We start from the raw sequence: 16,742 nt of genomic DNA on the forward strand, positions 1-16,742 counted from the left end.
ACAGTTGACCGAGTACATCCTTGAAATACGGTCCAGATGTGGGAGGGGGCTTGCCCCCGATAGCGGTAGACCAGACACCACCGAACCCAAGCCTGATACCATGCGCGCCTACACCCCTGCCGTGACGACGCCAGCCAATGCCCAGCGCTTCCCAACCCTCCTTGAACACCGTGCTTTCGCACTTCCACAGCCTGATCGTGCCGCTCTGGCAAGGTCCGGGCTGGAATGCCGAACTGGCATTGCCCTATGAGGCGCTCGACGCCGATCATCGCCCTCTGCCCCCGCAACGCTACCGCGCCATGGCCTGCGCCCGGCAGTTGTACCTGTTTGCCAGCCTGATCGACGAGCCCGGCGCAGCCTTCGCGCAAGAGCGTGCAGCGGCACTGTTCCGGTCCCTGCAACGGCACTTCCACGACGCCGAGCACGGCGGCTGGTTCTACAGCATCGACCCGTCCGGCCAGCCGCTGGACAAGCGCAAAGACCTCTACACCCACGCCTTCATCATCTTTGCCTGCGCCCATTACTGGGCCAAGGTGCGTGAGCCGTTGGTGGAATCGGTGCTCAATGCCGCTCTGGAAGTCGTTGCCAAACGGTTTTCCACAGGCGACGGCCTGTACGAGGCCGTATTGGAGCGCAACTGGTCATCGCTCAAGTCCGGCCCGCTGCAAAACCCGCTGATGCACTTGGCCGAAGCGTTCCTTGCCACCCTCGCGGTACGAGCAGACGCCGAGGTGCAAGCCGCCCTGCTGGCGCTGGCGACGGCCATGCAGCAGCGTTTCATCGACCGCCAGCACGGCGTGATGATGGAAAAACCGCTGGGCGCTGTGGATAACTGGTTCGAGCCGGGGCACCAGTTCGAATGGTTCTTTTTGCTGGAGTCTTCGGAAGTGCTGCGGGGTACGCCGCTGCATGCGTCCCTGACCCGGGCTTTCGCCTACGCGGAACTCAAGGGTGTGGATAACGTCAGCGGTGCGGTCAGCGGCATGTTGGCGCTAGACGGCACGGTCCGCGACGGCACCCAGCGTATCTGGGCCCAGGCCGAGTACCTGCGGGCACTGACCTTGCGGCCGGACAGCGAAGCGCTGCTGCAACGCCAATTGCTGGCGTTGCAACAGCACTTCCTGCATGCAAAAGGCTGGAATGAATGCCTGGATGCCAAGGGCGTCGTGAGCCGACGGGACATGCCGTCGACCACGCCATATCACTTGGCGACCTGCTACCAGGGCCTTATGCAATCCACTTGCGATCTCCGGTAAAGCTGATCGTCAGCCAGCGCGCCGCATCCGGCGTGCCGAGCCCTGTGGATATCTCTTCGCGCAGCCCGTCCAGGGTCGCAACGTTATCCACCGGGTAATCCGCCGGCAACACCACATGTATCTCGATAAACCGTGCCCGTCCGTGCTTTTGCACGTAGGACACGTAGTCGTCGAAACCATGCCTGGCCTGGGCCGCATCCATCACTTCGCGCACCTTGTCGTCCAACTGGTCCGGAGCGATCCCCAGTACCTCGCGCAAGGCCGGGCGCAGGATCTTGAACGCCGGCGCCAGCATGCTCAAGGCCAGCAGGATCAGGATCAATGGGTCGACATACACCGCCCACTCGCCATAGCCTTGGGACTTGAGCAACAGTGCCGCGAGGAAACTGATCAGCAAGCCCACCGACAGCATCGCGTCCACCAGCCAGCTGATGTTGTCGAACTGGATCAGCGATGATTTCAGCTGGCGATTGCGATAACGCACGTAGAAGAAGTAGGCGAACTCGACGACGGTAAACACCGCCGCGTAGATGATCACCAGCCCCAACTCGATCTCGCGGCCGCCATTGATAATGCCGAACACACCGTTGAGGAACGCATAGATGGCGATCAGCAACAGGAAACTGCCTTCGATCAGCAGCACCATGGGCTCCAGATGCCAATAGCCGAACTGGAAACGTTCGTTGCTTTTCTTCGCGATCAGCTTGGCCGTGATCAACATCAACACCTTGATGGCGGTGGCGATCAGCGAGAAAAACCCGTCGAACAGAATGGATTGGGCGCCGGATACCACACCCGTGACAATCCCGGCGATCGCGACTGCGAACATCAGGATGGTCGATTGTTTGAGCAGTGCCTGCTCACCTCGGTTACTCACATTTCCTCCCGTCAAAACCTTAAATCCGCACGGTGCGGAGGGGTTTTACCGGGGGGAGTGTACCTTATGTCGTGTTTTGGCCGATTTGGCGCCATCGCCGGCAAGCCAGCTCCCACCTTTGACTGTGTGAATACGCTCAAATGTGGAGCTGGCTTGCCGGCGATGCGGGCGACGCGGTCTTAAGCCTTGGCCCCACGCTCGATCGCAAAGCCAGCCCAGGTCTGGCTCACCGGCATCAACTCCAACCGGTTGATGTTCACATGCGCTGGCGTATTCATGACCCAGAAGATCGTGTCTGCAATATCCTGCGGCTGGATCGGCTCGGCCCCGGCATAAGTCGCGTCATACCGCGCCTGGTCACCGCCAAAACGCACCAGCGAGAACTCGCTCTCGCACAAACCCGGTTCGATGTTGGTTACCCGCACGCCAGTACCTTGCAGGTCACAGCGCAGGTTCAGTGAGAACTGCTTAACGAACGCCTTGGAGCCACCGTACACGTGGCTGCCCGGATACGGGTAATTGCCAGCAATCGAGCCCAGGTTGATGATGCCCGCGCCGCGACCGTGAGCGATCAAGCGAGGCAGCAGCAGGTTGGTGGTGGTCAGCAGGCCCTTGATGTTGGTGTCGACCATGGTTTCCCAATCATCGAGGTTGCACATGGGCGCAGGGTCGGTGCCTACGGCCAGGCCGGCGTTGTTGATCAGCCCGCGCAGCGTGGCGAACGACGGCGGCAGGTTGGCGATCGCGTCTTCCATGCCTTTGCGATCCCGAACGTCCACCACCAGGCCGTGCACTTCGGTTTGCTTGGAAAGCTCTTCGACCAGCGCATTCAAACGCTCGGCACGACGGCCGGTGAGCACCAGTTTCCAGCCGGCTTCGGCAAAACGACGGGCGCAGGCTTCGCCGAAACCTGAGGTTGCGCCAGTAATAAACAGCGTGTCGGACATGGTGTTCTCCTTGCGGGCATCGGGAAAAAATCAGCCAGCAGAATGCCCTTACGCCGCGATTGCGGCAACCGCTAAGCACACAACTTGACACTGGACTGATCACTTTTTAACCATGTCACGCAAAGCCCTACAGACCGTGGCTTGTAGCCATATGCGCGCAGGTTATCCACAACTGCGCCCACAGTCTTTGGGGGCAACTACACAATGCTTCAGGCCTCTATTCATAAGGGCTACAGACGGTTTTAGAAAGTTTTTTGCTTGACCTTGGCCGGGGCGTATGTAGGCCCGTCGCCCCTCGGAAAAACAGAACGATGGCTCCAGGCCAGTCATTCCGGCCTCTGCGGCCGTCTTTCCAGAGTTTAGTCACAGACTTATCCACAGGCTGGCGAGACATATTTCGGTCATATACCTGTGTCTATAAACAGGTTGACAAAGACCTCTACCGGTTGCCCAAAACCAGCTGATCAAAAAACAACCGTCGCGCTACAAGCCACGCGGTTATTGGCTTTCAGCCAGCTACTCCCACGTTACCCACAGCCGGTTCCACAGCGGATGGGGACAAGTCAAAACTGTGACAAAACAGAGATTTGCGGCGGCTATATGTCGCGCTTTGGAGGGAGCCTGGATTTGTTTTCCACAATTTGGCGGAGACGTTGTGAATGCCACAAAACAAATGTGGGAGCGGGCTTGCTCGCGAGTGCGGTGGGTCAGTTTCAGGTGTACTGACTGATCCACTGCATTCGCGAGCAAGCCCGCTCCCACAGGGGGGCTGCGCCAACCTTTAGATTAGTGCCCGCCGAGGTAGGCGTTGCGCACTTCCTCATTCACCAGCAATTCCTTACCGGTGCCTGTCAGGCGAATCTCGCCGTTAACCATCACATACGCGCGGTCCGACAGGCGCAGCGCGTGGTTGGCGTTCTGCTCCACCAGGAAGATGGTCATCCCGGTGGATGCCAGCTCACGCAGGGTGGAAAAGATCTGCTTCACCACAATCGGCGCCAGGCCCAGGCTCGGTTCGTCGAGCAGCAACAGCTTGGGCCGGCTCATCAGCGCGCGGGCGATGGCGAGCATTTGCTGCTCGCCGCCGGACATGGTCATGGCGCGTTGATTACGTCGTTCCTTGAGCCGTGGGAACAGCTCGAACATGCGCTGCATGTCTTCCTGGGCAAACTTGTCGCCAATGGGGATGGTGCCCATCAACAGGTTTTCCTCGACGGTCATGTCGGGGAATACCCTCCGCCCTTCCGGTGACTGCGCAATACCGTTGGAAGCGATGTAGTGCGACGATTTGTGGGTAATGTCGACACCGTTGTAGAGAATCTGGCCCGACTCGGCCCGTGGCTGGCCGAAGATCGACATCAGCAGCGTGGATTTGCCCGCGCCGTTGGAGCCGATCAGGCTGACGGTTTCGCCTTCGTTGATATGCAGCGAGACTTTTTTCAGGGCCTGGATCGGGCCGTAGTACACGTCCAGGTCCTTCATTTCGAGGATAGGTGCACTCATACCAACTCCTCTTCGTCGGCGCCCAGATAGGCGGCAATCACTTTCGGGTCGTTGCGGATCGCGTCCGGCCCGCCCTCGGCGATCACGTTGCCGTGGTCCAGTACCACGATGTGGTCGGAAATACTCATCACCATGCCCATGTCGTGTTCGATCAGCACCACCGTCAGGTCGTGTTCGTCGCGCAGCAGGCGAATCATCGCGCTGAGGGCTTCGGTTTCCTGAGGGTTGAGGCCCGCAGCAGGTTCGTCCAGGCAGATGATCTGCGGCCGGGTGCACATGGCGCGGGCGATCTCCAGGCGGCGCTGCTGGCCGTAGGAGAGCTCACCGGCCAGGCGGTTGGCGCAGTCCACCAGGTCCACCACTTCCAGCCAGTAGAAGGCGTGATCGAGGGCATCGCTTTCGGCCTTGCGGTAGCCCTTGGTGTTGAGGATACCCGCGAGCATGTTGCGGTTGACCCACATGTGCTGGGCCACCAGCAGGTTTTCCACCACTGACATTTCCTTGAACAGGCGAATGTTCTGGAACGTCCGCGCCAACCCGGCGCGGTTCACCCAGTGGGTGCCGCCGAACATCTTGTAGAACACCCGGCTGAAGAAGCGTTTGGGCGACACAAAGTCGGTGGGCTGGAAACGTTCACCGAGCAACTGGATCACGTTGGTCCGCTTGCCGCGAATGTTCAGTTCGATCTTGCCGCCGCTGGCTTTGTAGAAGCCGGTGAGGCAGTTGAACACCGTGGTCTTGCCGGCGCCGTTGGGGCCGATCAGGGCGAAGATCGAGTTGCGTTCGACCTTGAGACTCACATCGCTCAAGGCCTTGATGCCACCGAAGTGCATCATCAAATGTTCCACGGAGAGCACGACTTCCTTGCTCATGGCGCCACTCCTTTACGTGGGGTCACACCGGTACGGCTGATCCGAATCAAGCCGCGCGGTCGCCAGATCATCATCACCACCATCAACACGCCAAACAGCAGCACGCGGTATTCGGAGAAGCTGCGCAGCAGTTCCGGTGCGACGGTCAATACAAACGCCGCGATCACCACGCCGACCGTCGAGCCCATGCCGCCCAGTACCACGATGGCGAGGATCAGCGCCGACTCGAAGAAGGTGAACGACGACGGGTTGACGAAGCCCTGGTAGCTGGCAAAAAACACCCCGGCCAGACCGGCGGTGGAGGCACCGATGGTGAACGCCGAAAGCTTGACCAATACGTGGTTCAGGCCCATGGAACGGCAGGCGATTTCATCTTCGCGCAAGGCTTCCCAGGCGCGGCCGACCGGCATGCGGGTCAGGCGATGCTTGATGTACAGCACGGCCAGCACCACCAGGAAAAGCACGATGTAGATGAACAGGAATTTGATGTTGGGGTTGTAGTCGATGCCGAAGAACTCATGGAAAGGTATCCCGCCATCCTTCGCACGCTTGCCGAACTCCAGGCCGAGGAAGGTCGGCGATGGCACCGGCATGCCGTTGGGCCCACCGGTAAACGACAGCCAGTTGTTGAGCACCAGGCGGATGATTTCACCAAAGCCCAGGGTCACGATGGCCAAGTAGTCACCGTGCATTCGCAACACCGGGAACCCGAGTATGCATCCCGCTAACGCCGCCGCGATGGCCGCCAGTGGCAGCACCGTCCAGAAGCCCAGGCCGAGGTATTGATAACCCAATGCCAGGCCGTAGGCGCCGATGGCGTAGAACGCCACGTAACCCAGGTCGAGCAGGCCCGCCAGGCCGACCACAATATTGAGGCCCAGGCCAAGCAACACATAGATCAGCCCGAGGATCACCACCGTGAGCAGGTACTTGTTGGCGAAGATCGGGAACACGATGGCAATCACGATCAGTGCCGGGATGATCCAGCGCAGCCGCGACTTGTAGTCCGGCGCCAGTACGTGCACGCCGGAGCCGGTGCTCTCGAAGCCCTGCAGGATCTTCACGCCCTTGGGGGTTTGCAGGAACAGGCTCATGGCAAAGCGGCCGACCATCACGATGGCCACCAGCAGGGCCACGCGGGCCGGTTCCAGGTTGAAGCTGTAGCCGTCGAGGACCACGCCGACGATCGGACCGAACACGACCAGTGAAATCAGCCCGGCGAGGACTGTATCGACCACACTTTTCTTGATATCGATGGGTTTGGCAGCAGACATGTTTACACCTTCGCCACAAGTGGGCGACCAAGCAGGCCCTGGGGACGGAAAATCAGAATCACCACCAGCAGGGAGAAACTGAACACGTCTTTGTAGTCAGAGTTGATCAACCCCGAAAACAACGACTCGGAGATACCGAGGATGATCCCGCCCAACATCGCCCCAGGCAGGGAGCCAATGCCGCCGAGTACCGCCGCGGTGAACGCCTTGATGCCGATGATGAAGCCGGCATAGAAGTCGAAGGTGCCGTAGTTGAGGGTGATCAGCACGCCGGCCAATGCAGCCATGGCGGCGCCGATGACGAACACATAGGAGATCACCCGGTCGGTGTTGATGCCGAGGATCGATGCCATCTTGCGGTCTTGCTGGGTAGCGCGGCACATGCGGCCGAGCTTGGTGTATTTGATGACATAAGTGAGCAACGCCATGCCGGCAAACGCCGCCACAAGGATGAACACCTTGGTATAAGTGAGCTGGACGAACCCGCTGCCGATGTCGACACGCCAGGCCCCGGCCAGCAGGGTAGGAATACCCTGTTGCTTGGCGCCCTGGGCGATCTGCGCGTAGTTCTGCAGGATCAGCGAGATACCGATGGCGCTGATCAGCGGTGCCAGTCGGGTGGAGTTGCGCAGCGGTTTGTAGGCGACACGCTCGATGACCCAACCGTAAACGCCGGTGACGACCACGGTGAAGATCAAGGTGCCGAGAATGAGCAGCGGGAAGGATTCGATGCCGAAGTAAGCCAGCAGTGCCAGACTGATCGCCGCGAGGTAAGCGGAAATCATATAAACCTCGCCGTGGGCGAAGTTGATCATGCCAATGATGCCATAGACCATTGTGTAGCCGATGGCGATCAGGCCATAGACCGACCCGAGGGTCAGGCCGTTGACCAGTTGCTGCAGGAAAATACCATCCATAACGCAATCTCACGCGGTGAGCACCTGCACACCGGAGGGTGTGCGGCGCTTCTGGAGGAAAAAACAGATATTCATCACGACACCACTCCCCTCCGGGAGCGGGCTTGGGTGGGAGCTGGCTTGCGATGCACACGCCTCGGTACTTCAGCGCTACAGAGGTGATGCAATCGAAGGCAAGCCAGCGCCCACACAAACCCTGCTCCCACAGGGTCTTTGGGTGATTAGTCTTACTTCTGCTTTTCCAGCTGGTGGTATTTGCCGTCTTTATCCCACTGGTAAACCACGTAGTCGGAGATTTTCAGGTCGCCCTTGGAATCCCAGGCTTTTTCGCCCATGACGGTTTTTACCGGGTGAGCCTTGAGCCACTTGGCGGCATCTTCGCCCTTGTTGGACTTGGCACCGTTGAAGCCGGCGGCCAGGGCCTGGACCGAGGCGTAGGCGTACAGGGTGTAGCCTTCCGGCTCGGTGCCGTTTTTACGGAACTCTTCCACCACCGCCTTGCTGTCTGGCAGCAGGCGCGGGTCGGCGCCAAAGGTCATGTACACGCCGTCGACGTATTGCGCGCCGCCAGCGGTGGCAACCAGTTCGTCAGTCACTACGCCGTCATCGGACATGAACTTGACGTCTTTCAAACCGGCTTCACGGATCTGGCGAACCAGTGGACCGGCTTCCGGGTGCAGGCCGCCGAAGTACACAACGTCAGCACCGGTGGAGCGGATCTTGGTGACCAAGGCGCTGAAGTCTTTCTCGCCACGGGTCAGGCCTTCTTCCAGCACCGGCTTGACGCCGCGCTTGGTCAACTGGGCTGCGGTGGCATCGGCCAGGCCTTTGCCGTAGGTGTCCTTGTCGTTGATGACGGCGACTTTCTTGCCCTTGAGCACGTCGACGATGTAGTCGCCGGCAACGATGCCTTGCTGGTCGTCACGCCCGCACATACGGAACATGGCACCCAGGCCGCGCTCGGTCACTTGTGGGTTGGTGGAGCCTGGGGTGATGGCGATGATGCCGGCTTCGTCATACACCTCGGAGGCCGGGATGGTGTTGGAGGAGCAGAAGTGCCCGACCACGCCGATCACTTTGTCCTGGTCGGCCAGGCGGTTGGCAACAGCGACGGCCTGCTTGGGTTCGCAAGCATCGTCACCGGCCACCAGCACGATTTTCTCGCCGTTGATGCCGCCGGCCTTGTTGATCACATCGGCTGCCGCCTGGGCACCCTTCATGTACTGCTCACCGAAAGCGGCGTTGGCACCGGTCATCGGCCCCGCGACGCCGATCTTCACATCAGCTTGAACAAACGTAGAAACACCCAGCGCCGCTGCAACGGCGAGGGCCAGAAAACCTTTCTTGTAAAACGTCTGGGACATGAGTGGTGCTCCGATATTTTTGATTTTTGGCACGACAACTTGCATTCAAACCTTTCACTGAAAGCCCAGAGCAAGGCGCGTGCCATTACGTTTTTATTCTTCAAAAAGACACGGTGTCATTGTTATTGCAGGTGTTTCGGCTCCATTCGCCAGGACGTGCAACCCTCTAGCACCTAAAGGTGCAACCAATGGATCCAAACAGTACAACCGCGACAGGTCGCACCTGCAACCAGGCCTATAAACGACAGTTCCTATCGCTGTAACAAACGGCGTAACGGAACTGCACATTTACAGTGCGTGATTGCTACGACTTGCACCAATACAGATTAGTAGCCTGCTAAGAAAATGCGGGCTTCTGAGCGGTATTTCGCTGATCAGATCACGATCCTCAGGCATTGGCCCGCGTGATACAGCGAAAATCCAGCCTCATACAGACAGCTACGCAAGCCCACCCCCGCCAGGGGTTGCATCGGCGCGAAGGGAATCGGCAGCGCCTGGGGATTCTGGTGACATAAATAGTCGGCAAACGCCTTGCCGACCACGCTGCCGGTGGTCACGCCGCGGCCGTTATATCCCGTAACGGCCACAAGGCCGGGCGCCGGCTCGAACAGGCGCATCAAGTGGTCCGGGGTGAAGGCGATGCAGCCAGTCCAGGTGTACTCCCACTGCACCGATTTGAGGTAGGGGAAGTAGTGCTGCTGCACCCGATCGGCCCACGCCTTGAGGAACCACGTCGGTTTCTGGCTGCCATTGCCCAGGCTGCCGAGCAACAGACGACCGTCGGCATCGCGGCGGATGCTGCTCAAGACCTGGCGCGTGTCCCAGGAACCTTGACCACCCGGCAGGATTTGGCTGGCCGCGTCGTCCGTCAGCGGGGCCGACGCGACCTGGTAGTAATAACCGGGGAAAAAATTGCGCCGCAGTTCGGTCCATTCGCCTTCGGTGTAGGCGTTGGAGGCAATCACCACCTGTGCAGCCTGCACTGAACCCTGCGCGGTTTGCACCGACCAGTGCGCGCCCTGGCGTTCCAGCTGGGTGACAGGAGAATGGTCGAACAACTGTCCGCCCAGACCGACCGCCGCGTTGGCCAAACCACTGGTGTAGGCCATCGGGTTCAGGGTACCGGCACGCCGATCCAGCAAGGCGGCGGCGATCCTTTTAGTACCGGTGGCCTGCTCGCAGGCCTGGCCGGTGAGTAACTCCACCGGCGCGCCACGGCGCTTCCATTGTTCTTCACGGCTGCGCAAATCCGCCTCGCCACGGGCGTTGTGCGCCATGTGCAAGGTGCCTTCGCGGCGTAATTGGCAATCGATGTTGTATTTATCGATCAGGCTGAACACCAGGGACGGCGCCGCACCCAGCATGCGATTGAGCTGGCTGCCCACCGCTTCGCCGAAACCGGCTTCGATTTCGTCCGGCGGGATCCACATACCGGCGTTGACCAGTCCCACATTGCGCCCCGAACCACCATGGCCGGTGCGATGGGCCTCCAGCACAGCGACGCTTTTACCTTGCTCCAGCAAATGCGTGGCAGCCGACAAACCGGTTATTCCGGCGCCGATCACGCACACATCCACCTTGACCTCGCCCTTGAGCGCGGCACGGTCCGGCCGGCTGGGGGTGAGGTGTTCCCACAAACATGTTTCGCGCAGTGCCATTGCCAGACTCCGATGAGACCTAACAAACAACTAAATTCAGTGTCGCCTGGTTAATCCAATCAAATGTGGGAGCGGGCTTGCTCGCGAATGCGGTGGATCAGCTGTAAATCTATTGACTGACACCCTGCATTCGCGAGCAAGCCCACTCCCACATTTTCAACCGCGTTTCGTCAGTGGTTTAGTCGAAGGTAATGCCCTGGGCCAGCGGCAATTCCAGCGAGTAGTTCACGGTGTTGGTCTGGCGACGCATGTACCCGCGCCACGCATCCGAACCCGACTCACGCCCGCCACCGGTCTCTTTCTCACCGCCAAACGCACCGCCGATTTCCGCGCCGCTCGGGCCGATGTTGACGTTGGCGATACCGCAGTCGCTGCCCACAGCTGACATGAACTGCTCAGCCTCCCGCACATCGGTGGTGAAGATGCACGACGACAGGCCTTGAGGCACGGCGTTGTTCAGGCGCAGGGCTTCGTTGAAGTCGCTGTAGCCGATCACATAGAGGATCGGGGCGAAGGTCTCGGTACACACCACATCACTTTGCTCGGGCATTTCCACAATGGCCGGCGACACGTAATAGGCATTGGGGAATTGGTCTTCCAACTGGCGCTTGCCGCCGAACACCTTGCCGCCTTCGCTCAAGGCTTGCTCCAGGGCGTCCTGCATGTTGTCGAAGCCGTGCTTGTCGATCAGCGGGCCGATCAGGTTGCCCTCCAGCGGGTGGCCGATGCGCACCTTGGAATAGGCGGCCTTGAGACGGGTGACGATTTCGGCCTTCACCGACTCATGGGCGATCAGCCGACGCAGGGTGGTGCAGCGTTGACCAGCAGTGCCGACGGCGCTGAACAGAATGGCGCGCACGGCCATGTCCAGGTCGGCGCTTGGGCCGAGAATCATCGCGTTGTTGCCACCCAACTCCAGGATGCTGCGGGCAAAGCGTGCGGCGACTTTCGGCGCCACTTCACGGCCCATGCGCGTGCTGCCGGTGGCGCTGATCAGGGCGACGCGTGGGTCGTCCACCAGTGCGGCCCCGGCATCGCGGCCACCGATAATCACTTGGCTCAAGTACTCAGGGGCGCCGTCGAATTTCTTCAGCACGCGCTCGAACAACGCCTGGCAGGCCAAAGCCGTGAGCGGGGTCTTTTCCGAGGGTTTCCAGATCACGGCGTTGCCGCATACCAGCGCCAGGGTGGTGTTCCACGCCCACACCGCGACCGGGAAGTTGAACGCACTGATCACACCAACCACGCCCAGCGGATGCCAGGTTTCACGCATATGGTGGCCTGGGCGTTCGGAGGCGATGGTCAAGCCGTACAACTGACGCGACAGGCCAACGGCGAAGTCGCAGATATCGATCATTTCCTGGACTTCACCCAGGCCTTCCTGGGTGATCTTGCCGGCTTCCCACGACACCAATTCGCCCAGGTCGGCCTTGTATTCGCGCAATACGTCACCAAACTGGCGCACCAACTCGCCACGACGCGGGGCCGGCACTTTGCGCCAGGCCTCGAATGCATGCTCCGCGCGACTGACCTGTTGCTCCACCTCGGCGGCACCTTCCCAGTGCACGCTGCCGATACGGCTGCCATCGATCGGCGAATGCACGGGCTGCTTGCCCGACTGGTACAGCGCCGGGTTTACCCCGAGACGATCAAGCAATGCGGCAACCATGGGTCACTCCTTCACACTAAAAACAGAAAAATTGCGCCGCGGCCCGCACGACGATCCAGACCTTATTTGTAGCTGGCCCAAGACTTGCCAACAAACGACGATTAGGCGAGATATCATTCCGTTTATTCATGCAAAAAATAAAAAGAGGCGTGCCGTGCTGAACAAAAGACATTTGCCCTCGATCACCGCCCTGCAGTGCTTCGAAGCCGCCACCCGCCACCTGAGCTTCACCCGCGCCGCCGAGGAACTGAACCTCACGCAGAGCGCGGTGAGCAAGCAGGTGGCGCAATTGGAAGAGTTGCTGCAGCATCTGCTGTTCCGTCGCGTGCGCCGGCGCTTGCAGATGACCCCGGCCGGCGACCTGTACCTGGTGGAAGTGCGCAAGATCCTCACCCAGGTGGAGATGTCTACCCACTACCTGCGCTCCTACGGCGGCGAAACCGAAGTGCTGCGGGTGTCCACGCCCTACACCTTCGGCGCACGCTGGCTGGTGCCGCGCCTCAAGGGCTGGCGGCTGCGCCATCCGCAGATCCACCTCGACCTGTGCAACGAGCAGGAGCCGGACGAACTGCTGCAAGGCAAGGCCGACATGGCCTTCTACTTCGGCCAGGGTTCACGCCCCGGCACCGAGAGCCAGAAGCTGTTCAGCGAAGAACTTGTACCGGTGTGCGCGCCGGAGAGCTTGCCCGCACAGCCGTTCACCGACCCCACACAGCTGAGCAACCTGGTGCTGCTGCAAAACGCCTCGCGCCCCCAAGGCTGGCATGACTGGTTCGCCAGCCAGGGCTACCAGACCGAGCACAGCTATCACGGGCCGCGTTTCGACACCTTTTATATGTGCATCCGTGCAGCGCAGGTCGGCTGTGGCGTGGCGCTGTTGCCGCGATTCCTGGTGGAAGAGGAACTGGCCGACGGCAAGCTGGTGATCCCCTGGCAGCATGCGATGCCGAGTGAGGACGCGTATTACCTGGCCTACCCGGAGCATTCGGCGGAGGTGCCCAAGGTGCGCGAGTTCGTGAAGTGGATGATGGAGCAGGTGCTTTAGCGCCTGGAAAATCGCCATCGCATGCAAGCCAGCTCCCCAGTTTGGCATGCGTTTCAAATGTGGGAGCTGGCTTGCCTGCGATGGCGCCAGTGGCTTCACCGAAAAAATCACTGGCAAAACCCCACAGGTCTATGCGCCACTAGCCCCCTTCCTTAATTGTGCGTAAAGGCCGGCGACCATCGCCGACCCGTCTGGAGATTCCCGTTATGAGCGAGAGTGTGTTTGCCGATCGCATCGTGCAGAACTTGCTCGACACCGACTTCTACAAGCTGACCATGATGCAGGCGGTGCTGCACAACTACCCCAACGTGGAAGTTGAATGGGAGTTTCGTTGCCGTAACAGCGAAGACCTGCGTCCCTATCTGGCGGAGATCCGCTACCAGATCGAACGCCTCGCCGAGTTGAGCCTGAGCCCCGACCAATTGGGTTTCCTGGAGCGCATCAGCTTCATGAAGCCGGACTTCCTGCGCTTCCTCGGGCTGTTCCGTTTCAACCTGCGTTACGTGCAGACCGGTATCGAAAACGGCGAATTATTCATTCGTCTGCGCGGGCCATGGCTGCATGTGATCCTGTTTGAAGTGCCGATGCTGGCCATCGTCAGCGAAGTGCGTAACCGCTACCGCTACCAGACCGTGGTCCTCGAACAGGCTCGCGAACAGCTGTACCGCAAATTCGACTGGCTGACCGCCAATGCCAGCAGTGACGAGTTGTCGGAGCTGCAAGTGGCAGACTTCGGCACGCGTCGGCGCTTCTCGTACCGCGTGCAGGAAGAAGTGGTCAGCGTACTCAAGCACGACTTCCCCGGCCGTTTCGTCGGCACCAGCAACGTGCACCTGGCCCGCGAACTGGACATGAAGCCACTGGGCACCATGGCCCACGAATGGATCATGGCCCACCAGCAACTGGGCCCCCGCCTGATCGACAGCCAGATCGCCGCACTCGACTGCTGGGTCCGCGAATACCGTGGCCTGCTGGGCATCGCCCTGACCGACTGCATCACCACCGATGCGTTCCTGGGCGACTTCGACCTGTACTTCGCCAAGCTGTTTGACGGCCTGCGCCATGACTCCGGCGACCCCGTGCAATGGGCGGAAAAAGCCATCGCCCATTACCACAAGCTCGGCATCGAGCCGATGAGCAAGACGTTGGTATTCTCCGACAGCCTTTCACTGCCAAAAGCGCTGGAGATATTCCGGGCGCTGCGTGGTCGCATTAACGTGAGCTTTGGCATCGGCACCAACCTGACGTGCGACATTCCAGGTGTGGAACCGATGAGCATCGTGCTTAAAATGACCGCCTGCAATGGCCAGCCCGTCGCGAAGATCTCCGATGAAGCGGGCAAGACACATTGCACCGACCCGAATTTCGTCGCCTATTTGCGTCATGTTTTCAAAGTACCTGCCATCTCTAGCAAGGAGTGAATCATGCAAGCCGTACAGCGTGAGATTGCTGAACAGCTCAAGGTCCAAGCGCCGTTCAACGACCAGGCCGCCCTTGAGGCCGAGGTTGCCCGCCGCGTGACCTTTATCCAGGACTGCCTGCGAAATTCCGGGCTCAAGACGTTGGTGCTGGGCATCAGCGGTGGCGTCGATTCCCTGACCGCAGGCCTCTTGGCTCAACGTGCGATGAAAGAGCTGCGGGAACATACCGGTGATGAGGCTTACCGCTTTATCGCGGTGCGCCTGCCCTACGAAACACAGTTTGACGAAATCGATGCCACGGCCTCGGTGGACTTCATCGAGCCGGACGAGCGCCACACCGTGAACATCGGTCCGGCGGTCAAGGCCCTGGCCAATGAAGTGGCCGCGTTTGAAGGCAAGGCGGCGGTGTCCCGGGATTTCGTGCTGGGCAACACCAAGGCGCGCATGCGCATGGTGGCGCAGTACACCATCGCGGGCGCGGCCGGTGGCCTGGTGATCGGCACCGACCATGCAGCGGAAGCGGTGATGGGCTTTTTCACCAAGTTCGGTGACGGCGCGTGCGACCTGGCGCCGTTGAGCGGGCTGGTGAAAAACCAGGTGCGTGCGATTGCGCGGCACTTTGGTGCGCCGGAATCGTTGGTGGAGAAAGTCCCGACAGCCGACCTGGAAGACCTGTCACCCGGCAAGCCGGACGAAGCGTCACATGGCGTGACCTATGCCGAGATCGATGCATTCCTGCACGGCGAGCCGGTGCGTGAGGAAGCGTTCAGGATTATCTGCGACACGTACCGCAAGACCGAGCACAAGCGGGTGATGCCATTTGCGCCGTGAAGTGAACCCGATAGGTTTGTACTGATTTTCAGACCGCTTTCGCGAGCAAGCCCGCTCCCACACTTGACCGATTTCCAACATGGGAACGCGGTCGAATGTGGGAGCGGGCTTGCTCGCGAAGAACGATAACGCGGTCTTACTTGACGGTCACAGTGCCTTTCATCATCGAGATGTGGCCTGGGAACGAGCAGAAGAACGCGTAGTCAGTCCCGGCGGCCAGCTTCGACACGTCGAAGGTCACCGAGTCTTTCTCACCGGCACCAATGATCTTGGTGTGGGCGATGATGCGGTCGTCACCGGGTTTCAGGTAATCCTTGTCGATGCCGGCGGCCATGCCGTCGGTGGCAACCGGCTGCATGTTGGCCGCGCTGGTCAGCACCCAGTTGTGGCCCATGACGTTTTTCGGCAGGTTGCCGGAGTGAGTCAGCTCAACGGTGAATGTCTTGCAGCTCTTGTCGATTTCAATGGCTTTGGTGTTAAAGGACATTTGGTCGGTGGAGTCGACAGTGACCTTGCACTCTGCAGCAAGCAACTGGCCGCTCGCCAGAGTCAGCAGGGAAACAGCAACGAGTTTGGCAAACATGTGAATCTCCAAGGCAGGGTTTAGAAAACGCGAATTGCGACAAGGGTGCCTGAAGCAGGCAGGAATTCTTATGATCTGAATCAACAGATTGTATACAACTTTAGGCTATCAGCCTTATCAACACAATCTACCAGCCAAAGTACTGCTACCTGCCTATGATCGGCTCATCACCCATCGGAGTCCGAGCCATGCGCCTCGACCAGCTGTTCAACGGCCTATTGGCCGCCTACGCCTGCGGTAAGTGAAGGCCAAGCGCACCCTGAAGCTGCTACCATGTCGTCCCAAGGCAGCTGCGCGCCGCCACCCTCACCTTCGACCTTAGAGGATCGCCCATGGCCAAACCTAATTACTCCTTCGCCAAACGTCAGAGAGACTTGGCCAAGGAGCAGAAGAAAGAGGAAAAACTGCAACGCAAGAAAGCCGCTGCAGAAGAAGAGGCCAATGGGCTGAACGCCGATGTTGATGGTAAAGAAACGAGCGAAGAGACCGAAACACCAAAAGATCCGGCTGAATAAATTCCTTTGT

At 59.9% G+C, this 16,742-nt stretch carries 15 protein-coding genes; 5 read left to right on the plus strand and 10 right to left on the minus strand.

The genetic code is table 11. The annotated features are described in order from the left end of the window. Positions 1-137: 137 nt before the first annotated feature. Positions 138-1,256, plus strand: coding sequence for an AGE family epimerase/isomerase (locus AB4O08_RS09870; RefSeq protein ID WP_069672801.1), 1,119 nt, complete (start codon positions 138-140; stop codon positions 1,254-1,256). Here the strand turns inward: AB4O08_RS09870 and AB4O08_RS09875 are convergent. From AB4O08_RS09875 to amaB, 9 genes are all read right to left on the minus strand, one after another. After that, positions 1,228-2,133, minus strand: coding sequence for a cation diffusion facilitator family transporter (locus AB4O08_RS09875; RefSeq protein ID WP_021493237.1), 906 nt, complete (start codon positions 2,131-2,133; stop codon positions 1,228-1,230). The two genes, AB4O08_RS09870 and AB4O08_RS09875, sit on opposite strands and share 29 nt — an antisense overlap. A 179-nt stretch (positions 2,134-2,312) precedes the next feature. Then, positions 2,313-3,080 carry an SDR family oxidoreductase gene (locus AB4O08_RS09880; protein WP_460114840.1) on the minus strand — a complete coding sequence of 256 codons (768 nt, stop codon included), beginning with the start codon at positions 3,078-3,080 and terminating at the stop codon, positions 2,313-2,315. A gap of 786 nt (positions 3,081-3,866) precedes the next feature. Then, positions 3,867-4,583 carry an ABC transporter ATP-binding protein gene (locus tag AB4O08_RS09885; protein ID WP_010213569.1) on the minus strand — a complete coding sequence of 239 codons (717 nt, stop codon included), beginning with the start codon at positions 4,581-4,583 and terminating at the stop codon, positions 3,867-3,869. Continuing rightward, complete coding sequence (locus AB4O08_RS09890; protein WP_010213571.1) at positions 4,580-5,455, minus strand: ABC transporter ATP-binding protein; 876 nt, start codon at positions 5,453-5,455, stop codon at positions 4,580-4,582. Before AB4O08_RS09890 ends, AB4O08_RS09885 begins: the two co-directional genes overlap by 4 nt. Beyond that, positions 5,452-6,729: a high-affinity branched-chain amino acid ABC transporter permease LivM gene (gene livM / locus AB4O08_RS09895; RefSeq protein ID WP_010213574.1), complete on the minus strand. Its 1,278-nt coding sequence runs from the start codon at positions 6,727-6,729 to the stop codon at positions 5,452-5,454. The genes AB4O08_RS09890 and livM overlap by 4 nt, the downstream gene beginning before the upstream one ends. Positions 6,730-6,731: 2 nt before the next feature. Further along, entirely contained in the window at positions 6,732-7,646 is a 915-nt protein-coding gene (locus AB4O08_RS09900) for an ABC transporter permease subunit (RefSeq protein WP_010213575.1), read from the minus strand. A 227-nt stretch (positions 7,647-7,873) separates the two neighbouring features. Beyond that, positions 7,874-9,010: a branched-chain amino acid ABC transporter substrate-binding protein gene (locus tag AB4O08_RS09905; protein WP_010213577.1), complete on the minus strand. Its 1,137-nt coding sequence runs from the start codon at positions 9,008-9,010 to the stop codon at positions 7,874-7,876. Between the two features lie 374 nt (positions 9,011-9,384). Next, positions 9,385-10,668, minus strand: coding sequence for an L-pipecolate oxidase (gene amaA, locus AB4O08_RS09910; RefSeq protein ID WP_010213579.1), 1,284 nt, complete (start codon positions 10,666-10,668; stop codon positions 9,385-9,387). Positions 10,669-10,846: 178 nt separating this feature from the next. Further along, positions 10,847-12,337: an L-piperidine-6-carboxylate dehydrogenase gene (gene amaB, locus AB4O08_RS09915; protein ID WP_010213580.1), complete on the minus strand. Its 1,491-nt coding sequence runs from the start codon at positions 12,335-12,337 to the stop codon at positions 10,847-10,849. Between the two features lie 154 nt (positions 12,338-12,491). On the opposite strand from amaB, the gene AB4O08_RS09920 reads away from it, so the two are divergent. The 3 genes from AB4O08_RS09920 (at position 12,492) to nadE (ending at position 15,634) form a co-directional block, all read left to right on the plus strand. Then, positions 12,492-13,382, plus strand: a complete 891-nt coding sequence (locus AB4O08_RS09920; protein ID WP_044286560.1) for a LysR family transcriptional regulator — start codon at positions 12,492-12,494, stop codon at positions 13,380-13,382. A gap of 206 nt (positions 13,383-13,588) precedes the next feature. Continuing rightward, positions 13,589-14,803 (plus strand): nicotinate phosphoribosyltransferase, encoded by a 1,215-nt coding sequence (gene pncB, locus AB4O08_RS09925; protein ID WP_010213584.1) that lies wholly within the window; start codon positions 13,589-13,591, stop codon positions 14,801-14,803. Between the two features lie 3 nt (positions 14,804-14,806). Next, entirely contained in the window at positions 14,807-15,634 is an 828-nt protein-coding gene (gene nadE, locus AB4O08_RS09930) for an ammonia-dependent NAD(+) synthetase (protein ID WP_010213585.1), read from the plus strand. 136 nt (positions 15,635-15,770) lie between these two features. Here the strand turns inward: nadE and azu are convergent, their stop codons facing one another. Beyond that, positions 15,771-16,217 (minus strand): azurin, encoded by a 447-nt coding sequence (azu, locus tag AB4O08_RS09935; protein ID WP_010213586.1) that lies wholly within the window; start codon positions 16,215-16,217, stop codon positions 15,771-15,773. A gap of 332 nt (positions 16,218-16,549) precedes the next feature. On the opposite strand from azu, the gene AB4O08_RS09940 reads away from it, so the two are divergent. Further along, complete coding sequence (locus tag AB4O08_RS09940) at positions 16,550-16,732, plus strand: hypothetical protein (RefSeq protein ID WP_010213587.1); 183 nt, start codon at positions 16,550-16,552, stop codon at positions 16,730-16,732. The last annotated feature ends 10 nt before the right edge of the window (positions 16,733-16,742 follow it).

It is taken from the genome of Pseudomonas sp. H3_E07, assembly GCF_054668895.1.